This window comes from Sphingopyxis solisilvae (assembly GCF_015475875.1).
Lineage (GTDB): Bacteria > Pseudomonadota > Alphaproteobacteria > Sphingomonadales > Sphingomonadaceae > Sphingopyxis > Sphingopyxis solisilvae.
Genome location: NZ_JADKYM010000004.1, coordinates 157,363 through 173,317, shown reverse-complemented (window position 1 = coordinate 173,317; position 15,955 = coordinate 157,363). Strand labels below are relative to the sequence as shown.

General features: G+C 65.1%; 14 protein-coding genes. 9 read left to right on the top strand and 5 right to left on the bottom strand.

Features of this window, described 5'->3' with window-relative positions; all coding sequences use genetic code 11:
- The 6 genes from IR187_RS04810 (at nucleotide 1) to rpmE (ending at nucleotide 6,584) form a co-directional block, all read left to right on the top strand.
- The gene (locus tag IR187_RS04810) at nucleotides 1–1,167 is read left to right on the top strand and encodes a 1-deoxy-D-xylulose-5-phosphate reductoisomerase (protein ID WP_194953568.1); all 1,167 of its coding nucleotides are present in this window, start codon (nucleotides 1–3) and stop codon (nucleotides 1,165–1,167) included.
- Nucleotides 1,160–2,293 carry an RIP metalloprotease RseP gene (rseP, locus tag IR187_RS04805; protein WP_194953592.1) on the top strand — a complete coding sequence of 378 codons (1,134 nt, stop codon included), beginning with the start codon at nucleotides 1,160–1,162 and terminating at the stop codon, nucleotides 2,291–2,293. Before IR187_RS04810 ends, rseP begins: the two co-directional genes overlap by 8 nt.
- Nucleotides 2,294–2,365: 72 nt before the next feature.
- Nucleotides 2,366–5,026, top strand: coding sequence for an outer membrane protein assembly factor BamA (bamA, locus tag IR187_RS04800; RefSeq protein ID WP_194953567.1), 2,661 nt, complete (start codon nucleotides 2,366–2,368; stop codon nucleotides 5,024–5,026).
- Entirely contained in the window at nucleotides 5,026–5,718 is a 693-nt protein-coding gene (locus IR187_RS04795) for an OmpH family outer membrane protein (protein WP_194953566.1), read from the top strand. The genes bamA and IR187_RS04795 overlap by 1 nt, the downstream gene beginning before the upstream one ends.
- A gap of 4 nt (nucleotides 5,719–5,722) precedes the next feature.
- On the top strand, nucleotides 5,723–6,202 hold the full coding sequence (gene fabZ, locus IR187_RS04790) for a 3-hydroxyacyl-ACP dehydratase FabZ (RefSeq protein WP_194953565.1): 480 nt from the start codon (nucleotides 5,723–5,725) through the stop codon (nucleotides 6,200–6,202).
- Nucleotides 6,203–6,356: 154 nt separating this feature from the next.
- A complete protein-coding gene (gene rpmE, locus IR187_RS04785) occupies nucleotides 6,357–6,584 on the top strand; it encodes a 50S ribosomal protein L31 (protein ID WP_194953564.1) in 228 nt (75 codons plus the stop codon).
- 210 nt (nucleotides 6,585–6,794) lie between these two features.
- Here rpmE and IR187_RS04780 read toward each other — a convergent pair whose 3' ends face one another.
- A complete protein-coding gene (locus IR187_RS04780; protein WP_194953563.1) occupies nucleotides 6,795–8,267 on the bottom strand; it encodes a glycerol kinase in 1,473 nt (490 codons plus the stop codon).
- Between the two features lie 367 nt (nucleotides 8,268–8,634).
- Between IR187_RS04780 and IR187_RS04775 the strand changes: the two genes are divergently transcribed.
- From IR187_RS04775 to IR187_RS04765, 3 genes are all read left to right on the top strand, one after another.
- On the top strand, nucleotides 8,635–10,014 hold the full coding sequence (locus IR187_RS04775; RefSeq protein WP_194953562.1) for a DEAD/DEAH box helicase: 1,380 nt from the start codon (nucleotides 8,635–8,637) through the stop codon (nucleotides 10,012–10,014).
- 160 nt (nucleotides 10,015–10,174) lie between these two features.
- Complete coding sequence (locus IR187_RS04770) at nucleotides 10,175–11,842, top strand: MFS transporter (protein ID WP_194953591.1); 1,668 nt, start codon at nucleotides 10,175–10,177, stop codon at nucleotides 11,840–11,842.
- A gap of 58 nt (nucleotides 11,843–11,900) precedes the next feature.
- On the top strand, nucleotides 11,901–12,944 hold the full coding sequence (locus tag IR187_RS04765) for an alpha/beta fold hydrolase (RefSeq protein WP_194953561.1): 1,044 nt from the start codon (nucleotides 11,901–11,903) through the stop codon (nucleotides 12,942–12,944).
- Here the strand turns inward: IR187_RS04765 and IR187_RS04760 are convergent.
- The 4 genes from IR187_RS04760 to IR187_RS04745 all read right to left on the bottom strand — a co-directional run bounded on the left by IR187_RS04760 (nucleotide 12,898) and on the right by IR187_RS04745 (nucleotide 15,879).
- A complete protein-coding gene (locus IR187_RS04760) occupies nucleotides 12,898–13,650 on the bottom strand; it encodes an alpha/beta fold hydrolase (RefSeq protein ID WP_194953560.1) in 753 nt (250 codons plus the stop codon). The genes IR187_RS04765 and IR187_RS04760 overlap by 47 nt on opposite strands.
- A gap of 49 nt (nucleotides 13,651–13,699) precedes the next feature.
- Complete coding sequence (locus tag IR187_RS04755) at nucleotides 13,700–13,933, bottom strand: hypothetical protein (protein ID WP_194953559.1); 234 nt, start codon at nucleotides 13,931–13,933, stop codon at nucleotides 13,700–13,702.
- 124 nt (nucleotides 13,934–14,057) lie between these two features.
- Nucleotides 14,058–14,624: a septal ring lytic transglycosylase RlpA family protein gene (locus IR187_RS04750; RefSeq protein WP_194953558.1), complete on the bottom strand. Its 567-nt coding sequence runs from the start codon at nucleotides 14,622–14,624 to the stop codon at nucleotides 14,058–14,060.
- A gap of 7 nt (nucleotides 14,625–14,631) precedes the next feature.
- Nucleotides 14,632–15,879: an N-succinylarginine dihydrolase gene (locus tag IR187_RS04745; protein ID WP_194953557.1), complete on the bottom strand. Its 1,248-nt coding sequence runs from the start codon at nucleotides 15,877–15,879 to the stop codon at nucleotides 14,632–14,634.
- Nucleotides 15,880–15,955 lie beyond the last annotated feature (76 nt).

Below are 15,955 nucleotides of genomic sequence, written 5' to 3'. Positions count from 1 at the left end.
ATGACGCCGCGCCGCCTTTCGCTGTTCGGTGCGACCGGATCGGTCGGGCAATCGACGCTCGATCTGGTGCGTCGCGACGGCGAAGCGTGGCAGATCGGGGTGCTGACCGCCAATTGCGACGTCGCCGAACTGGCGCGGCTGGCGCAGGAGTTTCGTCCCGACCTCGCGGTGGTGGCCGATGAAAGCTGCTATGCGGCCCTGAAAGAAGCGCTCGCAGGAACGGATATCGCGACCGCTGCAGGCGCCGACGCGCTGGTCGAGGCGGCGCAGCGCCCGGCCGACCTCGTCATGGCGGCGATCGTCGGGACGGCCGGTCTGGCGCCGACGATGGCGGCGCTCGCTGCGGGCACCGACGTCGCGCTGGCCAACAAGGAATCGCTCGTTTCCGCCGGCGAACTCATGACCGCCGCGGCGCGCACGTCGGGCGCCACCATCCTGCCGGTCGACAGCGAGCATAATGCGATCTTCCAATGCCTCGCGGGCGGGCGGATCGACCAGGTGCGGCGCATCATCCTGACCGCGAGCGGCGGGCCGTTCCGCACGATGAGCGTCGCCGACATGGCGGGCGTCACCCCCGCGCAGGCGGTCGCCCACCCCAATTGGTCGATGGGCGCCAAGATCAGCGTCGATTCGGCGACGATGATGAACAAGGGACTCGAACTGATTGAGGCGCACCACCTGTTCCCCGTCGGTCTCGACCGCATCGAAATTCTCGTTCACCCGCAATCGGTGATCCATAGTCTGGTCGAATATATCGACTGCTCGACGCTGGCACAGCTGGGTTCGCCCGACATGCGCATCCCGATCGCGTCGGCGCTCGCCTGGCCGCAGCGGATGGCAACACCGTGCGCGCCGCTCGACCTTGCTGCGATTTCAAGGCTCGATTTCGAGGCACCCGACGAGGCGCGTTTCCCCGCCACCGCGCTCTGCCGCGCCGCGATCGCTGCGGGCGGCGCGCGTCCGGCACAGCTCAACGCCGCGAACGAGGTGGCGGTCGCCGCTTTCCTCGCGGGCCGCCTATCCTTTCCCGCGATCGTCGACACGGTGCGCCGGGTGATCGATGCCGAGGCGCCCGCGGCGCCCGCATCGCTTCAGGACATATTCAGCGTCGATGCCGCATCCCGCGCGGCTGCGCTGCGCTTTGTGGAACAATATGAACATGCTTGAAAGCCCGGGTCTTGCCTTCACGCTGCTGGCCTTCTTGCTGGTTCTCGGCCCGCTCGTGTTCGTCCACGAATATGGCCATTACATCGTCGGGCGCTGGTGCGGGGTGAAGTCGGAAACCTTTTCGATCGGCTTCGGCCGCAAGATCGTCAGCTGGACCGACAAGCGCGGCACCGAGTGGAAGATCGGCTGGCTGCCGCTCGGCGGTTATGTCCAGTTCGCGGGTGATCGCGACGCGGTCAGCCAGCCCGACGCTGAATGGCAGCATTTGCCCGACGAGCAGAAATCGCACACTTTTCCCGCCCAGCCGGTCTGGAAACGTGCGCTGATCGTTGCGGCCGGTCCGGTGACCAACTTCCTGTTTGCGATCCTGATCCTCGCCGGTTTCGCCTGGATCGGCGGAACGCCGGTCACCCCGCCGGTCGCGGGCGGAATCGAGGCGGGGTCGGCAGCGGACGCGGCGGGACTGCGGCCCGGCGACCGCATCGTCGCGATCGATGGCCGCGAAATCAGGGTGTTCAGCGACATTCCGATGGCGGTCGCGCATCGTCCCGGGGAAACGATGCAGGTCCGCATCGCCAGCGGCGGCAGCGAACGTACCGTGGCGCTGACCCCGCGGCTGGTCAAAGAGAAGGACCCGTTCGGCAAGGAATATGAGCGCGCGATCATCGGCCTCGCGCCGCCCGCGGTACAGATGCAATCGGTCTCCTTGCTCGAGGCACCCGCGGTCGGCCTGCGCCAGACGTGGCAGATCGTGCGCCAGACGGGCGAGGTGCTCGGCCAGTTCCTGACCGGACGCCGGTCGATCAAGGACATGAACGGGCCGGTCAAGATTGCCGAGGTTTCGGGGCAGGCGGCGACGCTGGGACTGGCGTCGCTCATATTCTTCATTGCCCTCATTTCCATCAATCTGGGGTTCATCAATCTCTTGCCATTGCCCATGCTCGATGGTGGTCATTTGCTTTTCTACGCTTATGAAGCGATCCGGCGCCGCCCCGCGCCGCCGCAAGTGCAGGAATGGGCGTTCCGTTTCGGTTTCGGGGCGATCGTGACGCTGATGCTGGTCGTGACTTTCAACGATTTGGGCTCATTGGGGCTGTGGGACGGGATCGCGCGCTTGATTGGCTAGCGAGTCTGGGGCAGGGAGTGCGCGCGAGCCCGCCGTCCGGCGGGTCTGTCGCTTTCAGGTTATTTTTTCGGGATGAACAGCGTGGCGTCACACAAATTTCCGGGCCGGACCCATCTGTCGGTATTTCTGCTGGCCGGCACCATGCTCGCCGCGCCGGCGATCGCACAGGTCGCGCCGCCCGTCGTTCCCGCTCCGGCGACCGAAGCCCGGCCGGGCGCCGGCACGGTCCAGACGATCACCGTCGTCGGCAACCAGCGCCTCGAAGCGCAGACCATTTTGTCGTACCTGCGCCTGCGCGTCGGCCAACCTTATGATCGGGCGGTGCTCGACCAGGCGCTGAAGGATCTCGCTGCGACCGAATTGTTCCGCGACTACCAGATCACCGACAACAATGGTGCGCTGACGATCGAGGTCACCGAAAATCCGGTGATCAACCGCGTTATTCTGGAAGGCAACAAGCGTCTGAAGGAAGACAAGATCCGTCCCGAGATCAAACTCGCGCCGCGCCAGATCTTCACCCGCTCGAAAGTCCGCGCCGACGTCGCGCGCATCATCGAACTCTATAAACGGCAGGGCCGCTTTGCTGCCACCGTCGAGCCCAAGATGGTGTCGCTCGACCAGAACCGCGTCGATGTCGTGTTCGAAATCAACGAAGGGCCGAAGTCGAAGGTTCGCCAGATCAACATCATCGGCAACGAAAAGTTCAGCGACGGCGACCTGAAAAGCGAAATGGCGACCAAGGAGTCGAAGCTGACGACCATTCTGTCGTCGAACACCAGTTACGACCCCGATCGCCTCGCCTATGACCAGCAGAAGCTGCGCCTGTTCTACCTGCAGAACGGCTATGCCGATTTCCGCGTCATTTCGGCGGTTGCCGAACTGACCAGCAACAAGCAGGATTTCATCATCACCTATGTCGTCGAGGAAGGCGAGCGATACAAGTTCGGCGACGTCGAGGTGAAGAGCGAGTTGCGCGATTTCCAGCCCGAGTTGCTCAAGACCTTGCTGCCGATGAAGGCGGGCGACTGGTATGATGCCAAGCTTGTCGAGGACACGGTCGAAAGCCTCAGCGAAACTGCGGGCCTGTTCGGCTATGCCTTTGCCGACATCAACCCCGAATTCCGCCGCGATCCCGAAGCACGGACGATGCAGATCACTTTCAACGTCGCGGAAAGCCCGCGCACTTATGTGGAGCGCATCGACGTCAACGGCAACACGCTGACCCACGACAAGGTCGTGCGCCGTGAGTTTCGCCTGAACGAAGGCGACGCCTTCAACAGCTTTGGCGTCAAGCGCACCGAAAACCGTATCAACAGCCTGGGATTCTTCCAGGAAAACCTCCAGATCGAGCGCAAGGAGGGCAGCGCCCCCGATCGCATCATTCTGGAAACCAATGTTCAGGAGAAACCAACGGGCGAATTGTCGCTGTCGGCCGGTTTCTCGTCGATCGAAAATTTCCTGCTCCAGGCATCGATCCGCCAGCGCAACTTCCGCGGGCTCGGCCAGCAATTGCAGGCGTCGGTCAACTATTCGAGCTATTCGAAATCGGTCGAGCTCGGCTTTACCGAGCCCTATCTTTTCGACCGCAATATCTCGGTCGGCGGCAGCGTCTATCGCCGCGACCTCAACTCGTTCAACTTCATCAACAACAACCGCCAGACCACGTTCCAGCAGGTGACGACCGGGTTCCAGCTGAATGCGGGCGTTCCGCTGACCGAGTTCATGTCGTTCTTCGGGCGCTACAGCCTGAATTTCGATGACGTCACGCTCGATCGCAACATCTATTTCTTTGGCGACCAGTGCGACCCGCTCGTCGCCGGCCGCTATCTGTGCGACGCGCTCGGCAAGCGGACGACGTCGCTGATCGGCTATACGCTGGCCTATGACGACCGCGACAACCGTCTGCGCCCGACGCGCGGCCAGTCGGCTTCGCTCAGCCAGGATTTCGCGGGGCTTGGCGGCAGTGTCAAATATGTCCGCACGCGCGCCAATGCGTCGAAGCACTTCAACCTGGGCAGCCGGTTCATCCTGAATGTTTCTGCCGAGGGCGGCTATATCCACCCGCTCGGCAATGCGCCGACGCCGACCAGCGACAAGGTTCGCCTGACCGATCGCTTCTTCCTCGGCGAGCCGCAGATGCGCGGTTTCGACATTCGCGGTGTCGGTCCGCGCGTCATCCGCTACCAGGTCGACAGCACCGACCCCGCCAACCCCATCGTGGTTACCGAAACCGATGGCAACCGCGGCCAGATCGACGACGCGCTGGGCGGGCGCGCCTATTATCAGGGGCGGATCGAGGTTGATATACCGCTGGGAACCGGTGCGAAGGAACTGGGGCTGCGGCCGTCGGTATTCCTCGACGTCGGTTCGGTGTTTCGCGTGAAGCGCCCGACCTTGACGACGCTCGCGAACTTCCGCGATCCGTCCGACGGGCTGACCAAGTTCCTGTGCCGCAATTCGGCCACCGGTTCGACCCAGTTTGCGACCAATACACCCGACGCTTCGGGTGCGCCGACCGGTCAGTTCACGACCTGTCCGGAGAATTTTTCGGCGCTGCCACCCTTCGAGGAACGCTTCTTCGGCGACACCTGGAAACCGCGTGTGTCGATCGGCGCCGGGGTCAACTGGAACTCCCCCTTCGGTCCCTTCCGGATCGACTTCGCTTACGCCCTTCGCAAAGAAGAGGGCGATGATACCAAACGCTTCTCATTCAACGTAGGAACCCAATTCTGATGAAGAAAATTCTTATCGCTTCGGCACTGACCGTTGCCACGCTGTCGGCTTCGCCGATCATGGCCGTCCCCGCGGCTGCGCAGGCAAAGGCAGTCGCCGTCGCGGACGTGCGTGTTGCCGCCGCCCGCTCCAACGCGTTCACCGTCGCCTCGCAGCAGATCGAGACGACCTATAAGGAGCAGATCGACCAGCAGCAGTCGCGTGGCCAGACGCTGCAGGCCGAAATGAACGTCCTGATCGCCAAATATAACGAAGAAGCGCGCAAGACGCCGCAGAACCAGGCCGCGGTCCAGGCGGCTGCCAAGGCGGTGCAGGACAAGCAGCAGGCGGCGCAGGCCGAACTGGGCCGCATCGGCGCCCCGGTCGAACTGGCGATCGCTTATGTCGAGGACCAGATCAGCGTCCGGATGAACGAGGCGATCCGCGCCGCGATGACCGCGCGCAAGATCGATTTGCTGCTCAACCCCGATGCGGTGCTGGCGCGCGAGAACAATGTCGACATCACCGACGCGGTGGTCGCCGAACTCAATCGTATCCTGCCCAACGTGTCGATCGCCGTCCCCGCCGGCTACCAGCCGGGCCAGCTGGTCCAGCAGCGCAACCAGCAGCTGATCGACGCCGCCCGTGCCGGACAGCCGGGCGCGACGCCTGCTGCCCCGGCGCCCGCCGGTACGCCGCCGACGACGCGCTAAGCCGATGGCGGACGGGGAAAAGGCGGCCGGGGCGATGGGCGCGGTGGATATCCGCCGTATCCTGACGCTGCTGCCGCACCGTTATCCGATGCTGCTCGTCGACCGGGTGGAATCGATGGTGAAGGACACCTCGATCCACGCGGTCAAGGCAGTGACGATGAACGAGCCTTTTTTTCAGGGGCATTTCCCCGGCCGACCGATCATGCCCGGCGTCCTCATTGTCGAGGCGCTGGCGCAGGCGGGCGGCATCCTGGCCATCGAATCGCTGGGCCTCGGCGGCTCGGGCAAGCTCGTCTATTTCATGGGCATCGACGGGGTGAAGTTCCGCAAGCCCGTCGAACCCGGCTGCCTGCTCGACCTGCATGTCACCATTCTTCAGGCCAAGCGGAACATCTGCAAGTTCGAGGGCAAGGCAATGCTGGACGGCCAGCTGGCAACCGAATGCCAGTTCACCGCGATGATCGCCGACCCGCCGGCGGATTGAACCGAAGCCTCCCTTGCCGTCACCCCGGACTGGATCCGGTCGACGAGCGCGGGTGTTGCATTTTACCTCGTTCGCCGTTACGGGCCACCGCTTCGCGTCTTCGGACGCACCGACTCAGTCGCTGGTCGGAAACCAGCGGCACAGGAGCCAAGAGATGAAAAAAGACATTCACCCCGCGTACCACATGATCACGGTCAAGATGACCGATGGCACCGAATATCAGACGCGCTCGACCTGGGGCAAAGAGGGCGACGTGATGACGCTCGAAATCGACCCCACCGCGCACCCGGCATGGACCGGCGGCACCGGGCGTCTGCTCGACGCGGGTGGTCAGGTCGCAAAGTTCAACAAGCGTTTCGGCGGCCTGTCGCTCAAGCGTTAAGCCAATTATCCTCCCCGTGGCGAAGCCATGGGGCGGGGGAATGCAGGGTTGGATTGCCCCCGGCAATCCAAGTCCGGTCCGGGGGACTGGACGATCCAGCACTCTCGCGCAGCGAGTGGCGGCGGCGCCGGCAACGCTTGCGCCAAAGCCCTTCCGTCAGCGCTTCGCGCTGCCACCTCCCCATCGCTTCGCGACAGGGAGGATCGGGAACTATCCCAGAACCTTCGCAAGCGCGCTTTGCCAGCCGGCAAGGCGCGTTTTGCGTTTGTCGGCGCCCAGCCCGGGGGTGAAGCGCGTCGTGGTGCCGCGCATCGCTTTCGCCGCGCTTGCCAGATCGGGGTAGAGCCCCGCCCCGGTCGCGGCCAGCATCGCGGCGCCCAAAGCCGTGCTCTCCACGAAATCGGGCCGCTCGACGGTGATGTCCAGCATGTCGGCCAGGTCCTGCGCCATCCAGTCGTTCGCCGCCATGCCGCCGTCGATGCGCAGGTCGGCCCAATCGACGCCGTCGGCGGCGAATGCCGATTTCAGGTCGTGCGCCTGATACGCCTGCGCCTCGAGCGCGGCGCGCGCGACATGCGCCTTGGTGCTGGCAAAGCTGAGCCCCGATATCGCCGCCAGTGCATCGGGCCTCCAATGCGGCGCGCCGAGCCCGGTGAGGGCAGGGACCAGATAGACGCCGCCATTGTCGGCGACCGATCGCGCGAGCCCCTCGCTCTCTCCCGCATTGGCGAGCAGCCCCAGCCCGTCGCGCAGCCACTTGATCAGGCTGCCCGCGACGAACACCGATCCCTCCAATGCGTAGGAGCGCACGTTGCCCTCTTGCACCAGCACCGTCGCGAGCAGGCGATTGGCCGATTGCGGGCGCACCGTACCGCTCGCCGACAGGATGAAGGCGCCGGTGCCAAAGGTCGCCTTGGTTTGCCCGGGCGACAGGCACGCCTGCCCGATCGTCGCTGCCTGCTGATCGCCCGCCATGCCACAAATCGGGATCGCGCCGCCGAACAGCTCGGGATCGGTCGTGCCGACGCTGGTCGTGCAGCCGGTGATTTCGGGGAGAAGTGCCATGGGGACGCCCAGCAGGTCGCACAGCCCCGAGTCCCAACCGCCCGCGCCATTAATGTCCATCAGCAAGGTGCGCGACGCGTTGGTTGCATCGCTCACGTGCACCCCACCGGTCAGCCGATAGACCAGATAGGATTCGATCGTCCCGACCGCCAGCCGATCACCCGCCTCGCGCAGCTGCGGCCAGTGCTTGAGCGCCCAGCCGATCTTGCTGCCCGAAAAATAAGGGTCGAGCAGCAAACCGGTCGTCGCCTGCACCGCCGCTTCATGCCCCGCCTCTTTCAGCGCCGCGCAGTCGGCAGCGGTGCGCCGGTCCTGCCACACGATCGCGGGCGCCAGCGGTTCGCTGGTCGTGCGATCCCAAAACACAACGGTTTCGCGCTGGTTCGTAATCCCGATTGCCGCGACCCTGTCCGCTCCCCCGGCTTTCTTGATCATCGCGCGGGTGCAGGCGAGGGTGGCCTCCCAGATTTCTGCCGCATCATGCTCGACGAGCCCGGGCCCCGGATAATGCTGCTGAAATTCGCGCTGCGCGCTGCCCAGCGGCGTCCCGTCGGCGGCAAAGAGCATCGTGCGGGTCGAGGTCGTCCCTTCGTCGATGACGATGATCTTTTCCGACATTTATCCCTACCTTTTGTTGTTCTTATGCGTCGCCCCGGCCTGCGCGGGGGACGCGCATCGCGTGATGGCCTTGATGAAGAAAGAACGGGCCTTCGACAAGCGCCGCGCGAACGGACCAAGCAAGCGCGCAATTATCTTGCAATTTCGCGCAACCCATGCCATATGTTGTGCAGCGCAGCATGGCGGACCCATCCGCCGCAACCACCGGCAGCGTGATTTTCCCGCCCAATCTCAGGCGCGGGACGAGCCGGACCAGCGCTATTGTCCCCAGAGGCACCCTTTCACGCGGGTCGTTTCGAACCCGCGGCCGTGCGCCGTCCGTTCGACACGAATGGACGCTGTGCGCGTCGCTCTGAGTGAGTATTTTATGACGACTTTCAACGACTTTGGCCTGCACGCCGACATCAATCGCGCGCTCGCCGCCAAGGATTATACCGTCCCGACCCCGATCCAGATGCAGGCGATCCCGCCGCTGATGAAGGGCCGCGACCTGTGCGGCATCGCGCAGACCGGCACCGGCAAGACCGCCGGTTTCTCGCTGCCCTCGATCCATCACCTGCTGACCTATCCGCATCGCCCGACCCCGCGCGGTTGCCGGATGCTCGTCCTCGCGCCGACGCGCGAGCTCGCCGCGCAGATCGCGCAGAGCTGCCGCGATTATGGCCGTTTCACCAAGCTGTCGGTTTCGACCGTGTTCGGCGGTGTGCCGATCAACAAGCAGATCCGCGACCTTTCGGGCGGCGTCGACATCCTCGTCGCGACCCCGGGCCGTCTGCTCGACCTGATCGACCAGCGCGCGCTGCGCCTCGACGATGTCGAAATCTTCGTTTTGGACGAAGCCGACCAGATGATGGACATGGGCTTCATCCATTCGCTGCGCCGCGTTGCCAAGCTGCTCCCGTCGCGCCGCCAGAACCTGTTCTTCTCGGCGACGATGCCGAAGGAAATCGCGCATCTTGCCGAACAGTTCCTCAACGATCCCGTCACCGTGTCGGTCACCCCGCAGGCGACCACCGTGGAGAAAATCCGTCAGTTCGCGACCTTCGTCGAGCAGAAGGAAAAGCAGGCGCTGCTGCACTCGGTCGTTGCGACGCAGGATATCGATCGCGCGCTGATCTTCACCCGCACCAAGCATGGCGCTGACCGCGTCGTGCGCCATCTCGCGGGCGCGGGGATCAAGGCGATGGCGATCCATGGTAACAAGAGCCAGTCGCAGCGCACCCACGCGTTGCAGGCGTTTCGCTCGGGCGACATCAAGCTGCTCGTCGCGACCGACATTGCCGCGCGCGGTATCGACGTGTCGGGGGTTTCGCACGTCATCAACTTCGAGATCCCGAACGTCCCCGAACAATATGTCCACCGCATCGGCCGCACCGCGCGCGCCGGCGCCGAGGGCATGGCGATCAGCTTCATCGCCCCCGATGAGCGGCCGTATATGAAGGACATCGAGCGCGTCACGCGCAGCAAATCCGAACCGATGCCGCTGCCCGAGAATTTCAACGAGCTGGTGCGCAACCTGCCCAAGCCCGTTGCAGGCCCGCGCGACACCGGCAGCCAGGGCCGCGACCCGAACCGCCAGCGTCAGGATGCGCGCCGCCAGGCCAGCGGTGGCCAGCCGCGCGGCGATCGTGGTCCGCGCCGCGACGCTCCCGCCGGTGATGGCGCTGAAGGCCAGCGCAAGCGCCGCTTTCGCCCGCGGAGCAAGAGCGTTGGCGCCCACAAGGGTGCTGTGACGCGCGTCGGTTGATGCTAAATATCTCGTCATTGCGAGGCGCGTAGCGACGAAGCAATCCAGAGTGTGCGTAGGCCGCTCTGGATTGCTTCGCTCCGCTCGCAATGACGATTGGAACCCATTGACGCTGCATCGACACCGGCTACCGTCGCTCAACAAGAGCGAAGGGACGACGATGACGGACGCAGGGGCAACGACACCCATCGACACCCGCCAAAGCGAACGCAAGGTCATCCTCGCCTCCTCGCTCGGCACCGTGTTCGAATGGTATGATTTCTACCTTTATGGCCTGCTCGCGACGGTCATTTCGGCGCAGTTCTTCTCCGGCGTCAACGAAACCACCGGCTTCATCTTCGCGCTTGCGGCCTTTGCCGCGGGCTTTGCGGTGCGGCCGTTCGGCGCGATCGTCTTCGGGCGCATCGGCGATCTGGTCGGGCGCAAGAACACGTTCCTCGTCACGATGGGGCTGATGGGCGCGTCGACCTTTCTCGTCGGCGTCCTGCCCAACTACGCCTCGATCGGCGTCGCCGCGCCGGTCCTGCTTGTCATCCTGCGCTTGCTCCAAGGACTGGCGCTCGGCGGCGAATATGGCGGCGCCGCGACCTATGTGGCCGAACATGCGCCCGAGGGGAAACGCGGGCTGTTCACCAGCTTCATCCAGACGACCGCGACGCTCGGGCTGTTCGCGGCGCTCGGCGTCGTCATCATCATCCGCACCCTGATCGGGGAGACCGCCTTTGCCGACTGGGGCTGGCGCATCCCGTTCCTGATCTCGATCATCCTGCTCGGTGTCTCGTTGTGGATCCGCATGCAGCTCAACGAAAGCCCGGTCTTTCAAAAGATGAAGGACGAGGGCACGACCTCGAAGGCGCCGCTGACCGAAGCCTTCGGGCGCTGGGGAAACCTCAAATGGGTGATCGTCGCGCTGTTCGGCGCCGTCGCGGGGCAGGCGGTAGTTTGGTACACGGGCCAATTCTATGCGCTGTTTTTCCTTGAAAAGACGCTGAAGGTCGACGGCGCAACCGCGAACATATTGATCGCGATCGCGCTGATTCTCGGCACGCCCTTTTTCATTTTCTTCGGCTGGCTGAGCGACAAGATCGGCCGCAAGCCCATCATCCTTGCGGGGTGCGCGCTCGCCGCGCTCACCTATTTTCCCACCTTCCAGATGCTGACCAGCGCGGCGAATCCCGCAATGGCGAAGGCGCAGCAAAATGCCGCTGTGATCATGGCCGCAGACCCCGGCACCTGCGCTTTCCAGTTCGACCCGATCGGGCGCAACAAGTTCGAAAGCACCGGATGCGACATCGTCAAATCGGCGCTGGCAAAGGCGGGTGTCAGCTACACGGCCTTCACGCGCGAGCAGATAACCGGCGATCCGGCGCGGGTCCGGATCGGCTCGCGCGTGCTGGCCGCACCCGATCCGGCGCAACCTTCGGGAGACGAGCGCGCGGATGCCATCGCGGCGTTCCGTGAACAGCTTGCACAGGCGCTGTCCAATGCGGGCTACCCGGCCAAGGCCGATCCCGCGGCGATCAACAAGCCGCTGGTCGTCGCCATCCTCTTCTACCTCGTGCTGCTGGTGACGATGGTCTACGGCCCGATCGCCGCGCTGCTCGTCGAACTGTTCCCCAGCCGCATCCGTTATACCGCCATGTCGCTGCCCTATCATATCGGCAACGGCTGGTTCGGCGGCTTCCTGCCGACGACGGCGTTCGCGATGGTCGCGGCGACCGGCAACATCTATTACGGCCTGTGGTACCCCGTGGTCGTTGCCGTCGTCACGCTGGTGATCGGTCTGTTCTTCCTGCCCGAAACTTTTCGCCGGTCGATCCATCAATAGCGTGCATTGACGGATGGTGCGGGCGCGCTAGGGTCGCCGCGGCCTTGAGGGGGGCGTGATGACAAACCGGATCGACGACGAGGATTTCGAGCCGCTGCCGCCGCGGCGTCCGCTGCTCCGCCGCAAACGGGTGCTGATCCCGCTCGCCGCGCTGGTCGCCATCCTCGCCGCTTTCCTGCTGCTCCGCACCCCCGATACCGACCGCGACGCGATGATCGCCAAATATGGCGACGCGGACGCCGCTTTTGCAGCCGGACCGGGCGGCCAACGCGTCCATTACCGCGATCAGGGCAAGCCCGGTGCGCCGGCGATCATCCTGCTCCACGGTTCGAACAGCAGCCTGCATACCTGGGAACCGCTGGTGCGCCGATTGGGCGCCGATTACCGCATCGTCACGCTCGACCTGCCGGGGCATGGGCTTACCGGGGGGACGCCCGACAAAAATTACGGCGCCGGCGGCATGGCCGCGGCGGTCGATATCGTCGCGGCGAAACTCGGCATCGAACGCTTTGTCCTGGGTGGAAATTCGATGGGCGGCTGGGTTGCGTGGCGGTACGCGCTCGCGCACCCGGATCGCGTCGACGCGCTACTGTTGCTCGACGCGGCGGGGATGCCGCTGCGCCGCGGCGAAAAGGCGCCCGAATCGAATGTCGGCTTCCGCATCCTGAAATATCCATTTGGTCGCTGGCTGGCGACACAGATCACCCCGCGCGTGCTGGTCGAACAATCGCTGCGCGGTTCGGTCGAAAACCAGGCGATCGTCGAAGCGGCGATGGTCGACCGCTATTGGGAATTGCTGCGCTTTCCCGGCAATCGCGAAGCGACGGTGCTGCGCGCGCGCCAAGACCGCGAGCCGGCGATGGCGGACCGGGTGGGGGAAATCACCGCCCCGACACTGATCCTGTTCGGGACCGAGGACCGGCTGATTAACGCGAGCGCCGCGCAGACCTTTCATGAACGGATTGCGGAGTCGGAGGTCGTGTTGCTCGACGGCATCGGTCATTTGCCGATGGAGGAAGCGCCCGATGCGACCGCCGAGGCAATCGCAGGCTTTCTTACGCGGCGGCTTGCTGCGCCGGAGCTTCGTCCAGAAACACGCTGATCCGTTGCGCGATCGCGGCGGCGTGGGTGAAGGGGAACAGGTGCGACCCCGCGACCTCCTCCAGCACCGCGCCGTCGATCAGGCTGGCGAGCATCTGACCGTAACAGGGCGGCATGACACCATCTTCGCGCGCGACAAGCACCAGCGTCGGGAGGTTCTTCAAGGCCGGTAGCAGCGCGGCGCTCGACCAGCCGGCCATCGCCATGCTCTGATAGGCGATGCCCAGCGGTGTCGCGGTCTGAATCTTCAATCCGCTCGCCTGCATATCGTCGTCGAACATCGCGCCCCAGCCGATCCCCGGCGCATTCATGACCGGAGTCGTGGCCATCAAAACGACACGACGGACACGCTCCGGAAACTGGATCGCGATCTGCTGCGCCAGCGCGCCGCCCCAGCTGAATCCCGCGATGTCGATCATGTCGTGACCCAGCCGGTCGGCGATTTCCATCACCACCGCCGCCATGGTCGGTGCGCCATAGGGCAGGATTGCGTCGGGTGATCCGCCGACGCCCGGCATGTCGAGCGTCCAGACCTCGCGGCCGTGGATCTGCGCGAGCAGCGGTGCCGCCGCGGCCAGGTCGGCGCCGATCCCGTTGAGAAACAGCAGCGGTGTGCCGTTCGTATCGGCACGCCAGCGGCCGACGCGCAGCCGCAGTCCGTAAACATGTTCGCTGCTGATGACGGGGCGGCCGCTGATCCTGCTCATGCTGCGCGCTGTCGCATATCTTCGTGACGTGCGAAAGGCCGACGGTCGATCAGTCCGCTTGCGCCGCCGCGGCCTGCTCGTATCGCAGGCAATCGAAAATCTTGGCCCCGGCCAGGAACACGGCGCCGCTGCACGCCAGCATCAGCAGCTTGCCGCCGATCCCCGGATATTGATCCAGATAGGCGGCGCCGCGTGCCATCGCGCCGACCGCAAGTGCGTAAATGATCAGGCACGCTTCAAAGCGTGTCTTGATGACGAACAGGCGCCCGACTTTTTTCAACATCGCAGTTTATCCAGCAAGAGCCGTGCCACTGGCGCAAAAGCGGGATTCGCTTCGCAGCGCATATGGTAAACTGTAAGTTAATCCGACAGCCGAGGGAAGGGGCGGCGAAATTCCGGCTTGCGGGTCAGCGTGCCTCGGTCGCCAGCCGTTCGCGTAACCGTTGCAGTTCGCGCCCGGTCAGCGGCGGCAGTGAGGTTGCGGGCTTTCCCTTGCGCAGCCGTTCGCGGTCGCGCTCCGACGGCTCGACGCGGCGAACGCGCACGGGCGCATGTCCCTGCGTTTTCATGCCGAGCTGCTCGGCGGCGCCGCGCGACAGGTCGATCAGGCGGCCGCGCGCAAAGGGGCCGCGGTCGTTGACGCGCACGATGATCCGCCGCCCGCTGTCGAGCGCGGTCACCTCGACATAGGTCGGCAGCGGCAGGGTAGTGTGCGCGGCGGTGATCCAGCCGGGACGGAATTGTTCGCCATTGGCGGTGCGGTTGCCCGATTCGCTGCCGTACCAGCTGGCATAACCCACCGCGTCATAAGTGGGCGCGGCGGCGGGCACATAGGTCATCCCCCGGATCGTATAGGCGGGACCGATGCGCACCGGCGTATCGGAGACGGGGCGATAATTGCCCCCGGCGCAGGCGCCGAGGGCCAGGGCCAGCGCCGCGGGCCACAAGAGTCGCAGCGCATTGGTCCGCCGCATCGCGCCGCTATTCCAGCTCGCCCAGATCCATCGCGGCCAACAGCGCGCCGCGCGCGCGCCGCACGTCGCGCGCCAGACTGGCGGAGGTCAGGTCGGCAGGCGCGATCGCTTCGGGCCAGTGCGCCTCGACGACCGTAGCGATCCGATCGAGCTTCGCGGCGTCAGCCATGAAGCGGGGGTCGACTGTCGCAGGATCGGCAACGACGCGTAGCCGCAAACAGGCGGGGCCGCCACCGTTCGCCATCGACTGGCGGACGTTGACCGGCAGCAGGCGGCGGATCGGGCCGTTTCCCGCGACATGCGCCTCCAGCCAGTTCCACACGGCGGGCGTCGCCTGCGCCTCGGTCGGCAACACCAGCCCCATGCCGCCCTCGGGCAGGCTGACGAGCTGGGCATTGAACAGATAGGATTTGATTGCGTCGGGCAGGCTTACCGCGCTCGCCGGCACCTCGACGATCTCGACCGCGGGAAAGGCGGCACGGATTTCGGCGTGTGCCGCCTCGCGGTCCTCGAACGCGGTTTCATGGGTGAACAGCACATGCTCGTTCGCCACCGCGACGACATCATTGTGAAAGGCGCCGCCTTGAATCGCGGTGTCCGATTGGCGAACGAACAGCGTGCGGGCCGGATCGAGCCGATGGTGGCGGGCGATCGCCTTTGACGCATCGAGATGCTGGCGGGCGGGGAAACGGCCGCCGCCGACGCCATAGACGAAGATTTCGACACCGGCGCTGTCGTGCCCGCTGCACAGGCGCATGTGGTTTGCCGCGCCCTCGTCGCCAAACGGAGCAGGGATCGGCGCGTGGACCGCAAAGGCGGGGTTTGCGAAGGCCAGCCGCAACTGCGCCAGTGTGCCCGGCCATTCGTGGCTGCGATGCGGCATGGTGACCAGATTGGCGACGGTCAGGTGGCATTTGCCGTCGGCGCTGTCGGGGGCGGGCGAGACGGTTGCGGCATTGGCTGCCCACATCGACGAGGCGGACCAAGCCTGCGCGCGAAGGTGCCCCTCGGCGCTTTCTTCGGTGGTCCCGAGCGTGGCCAACCACGGCGCGTCGGGCCGGTCCAGCGGCATGAAAAAGCCCTGCGGCAGGCCGAGCGCCAGATTGTGGCGCATCTTGTCGATGCCCTGCAGCGCCGCGGCGCGCGGCTGCGACACGTCGCCTGCGTGCGACGCCGACGCGATATTGCCGCGGCTGAGTCCCGCATAATTGTGGCTGGGGCCGATGATCCCGTCAAAATTGATTTCGGTGAGCATGGTGTGGCTTTTCTGTCCTTTTCCTACGCCCTCCCCTTCAGGGGAGGGCAGCGAGACTTGTCAGCTCGCTGACTGG

What these genes read in the sequence shown, in the direction of transcription:
- IR187_RS04750 (WP_194953558.1), bottom strand. Translation starts at nt 14,624, where the DNA reads ATGCGGCGGACCAATGCGCTGCGACTCTTGTGGCCCGCGGCGCTGGCC.
- IR187_RS04770 (WP_194953591.1), top strand. Translation starts at nt 10,175, where the DNA reads ATGACGGACGCAGGGGCAACGACACCCATCGACACCCGCCAAAGCGAA.
- IR187_RS04765 (WP_194953561.1), top strand. Translation starts at nt 11,901, where the DNA reads ATGACAAACCGGATCGACGACGAGGATTTCGAGCCGCTGCCGCCGCGG.
- IR187_RS04760 (WP_194953560.1), bottom strand. Translation starts at nt 13,650, where the DNA reads ATGAGCAGGATCAGCGGCCGCCCCGTCATCAGCAGCGAACATGTTTAC.
- IR187_RS04775 (WP_194953562.1), top strand. Translation starts at nt 8,635, where the DNA reads ATGACGACTTTCAACGACTTTGGCCTGCACGCCGACATCAATCGCGCG.
- IR187_RS04780 (WP_194953563.1), bottom strand. Translation starts at nt 8,267, where the DNA reads ATGTCGGAAAAGATCATCGTCATCGACGAAGGGACGACCTCGACCCGC.
- bamA (WP_194953567.1), top strand. Translation starts at nt 2,366, where the DNA reads ATGAACAGCGTGGCGTCACACAAATTTCCGGGCCGGACCCATCTGTCG.
- IR187_RS04745 (WP_194953557.1), bottom strand. Translation starts at nt 15,879, where the DNA reads ATGCTCACCGAAATCAATTTTGACGGGATCATCGGCCCCAGCCACAAT.
- rpmE (WP_194953564.1), top strand. Translation starts at nt 6,357, where the DNA reads ATGAAAAAAGACATTCACCCCGCGTACCACATGATCACGGTCAAGATG.
- IR187_RS04755 (WP_194953559.1), bottom strand. Translation starts at nt 13,933, where the DNA reads ATGTTGAAAAAAGTCGGGCGCCTGTTCGTCATCAAGACACGCTTTGAA.
- rseP (WP_194953592.1), top strand. Translation starts at nt 1,160, where the DNA reads ATGCTTGAAAGCCCGGGTCTTGCCTTCACGCTGCTGGCCTTCTTGCTG.
- fabZ (WP_194953565.1), top strand. Translation starts at nt 5,723, where the DNA reads ATGGCGGACGGGGAAAAGGCGGCCGGGGCGATGGGCGCGGTGGATATC.
- IR187_RS04795 (WP_194953566.1), top strand. Translation starts at nt 5,026, where the DNA reads ATGAAGAAAATTCTTATCGCTTCGGCACTGACCGTTGCCACGCTGTCG.
- IR187_RS04810 (WP_194953568.1), top strand. Translation starts at nt 1, where the DNA reads ATGACGCCGCGCCGCCTTTCGCTGTTCGGTGCGACCGGATCGGTCGGG.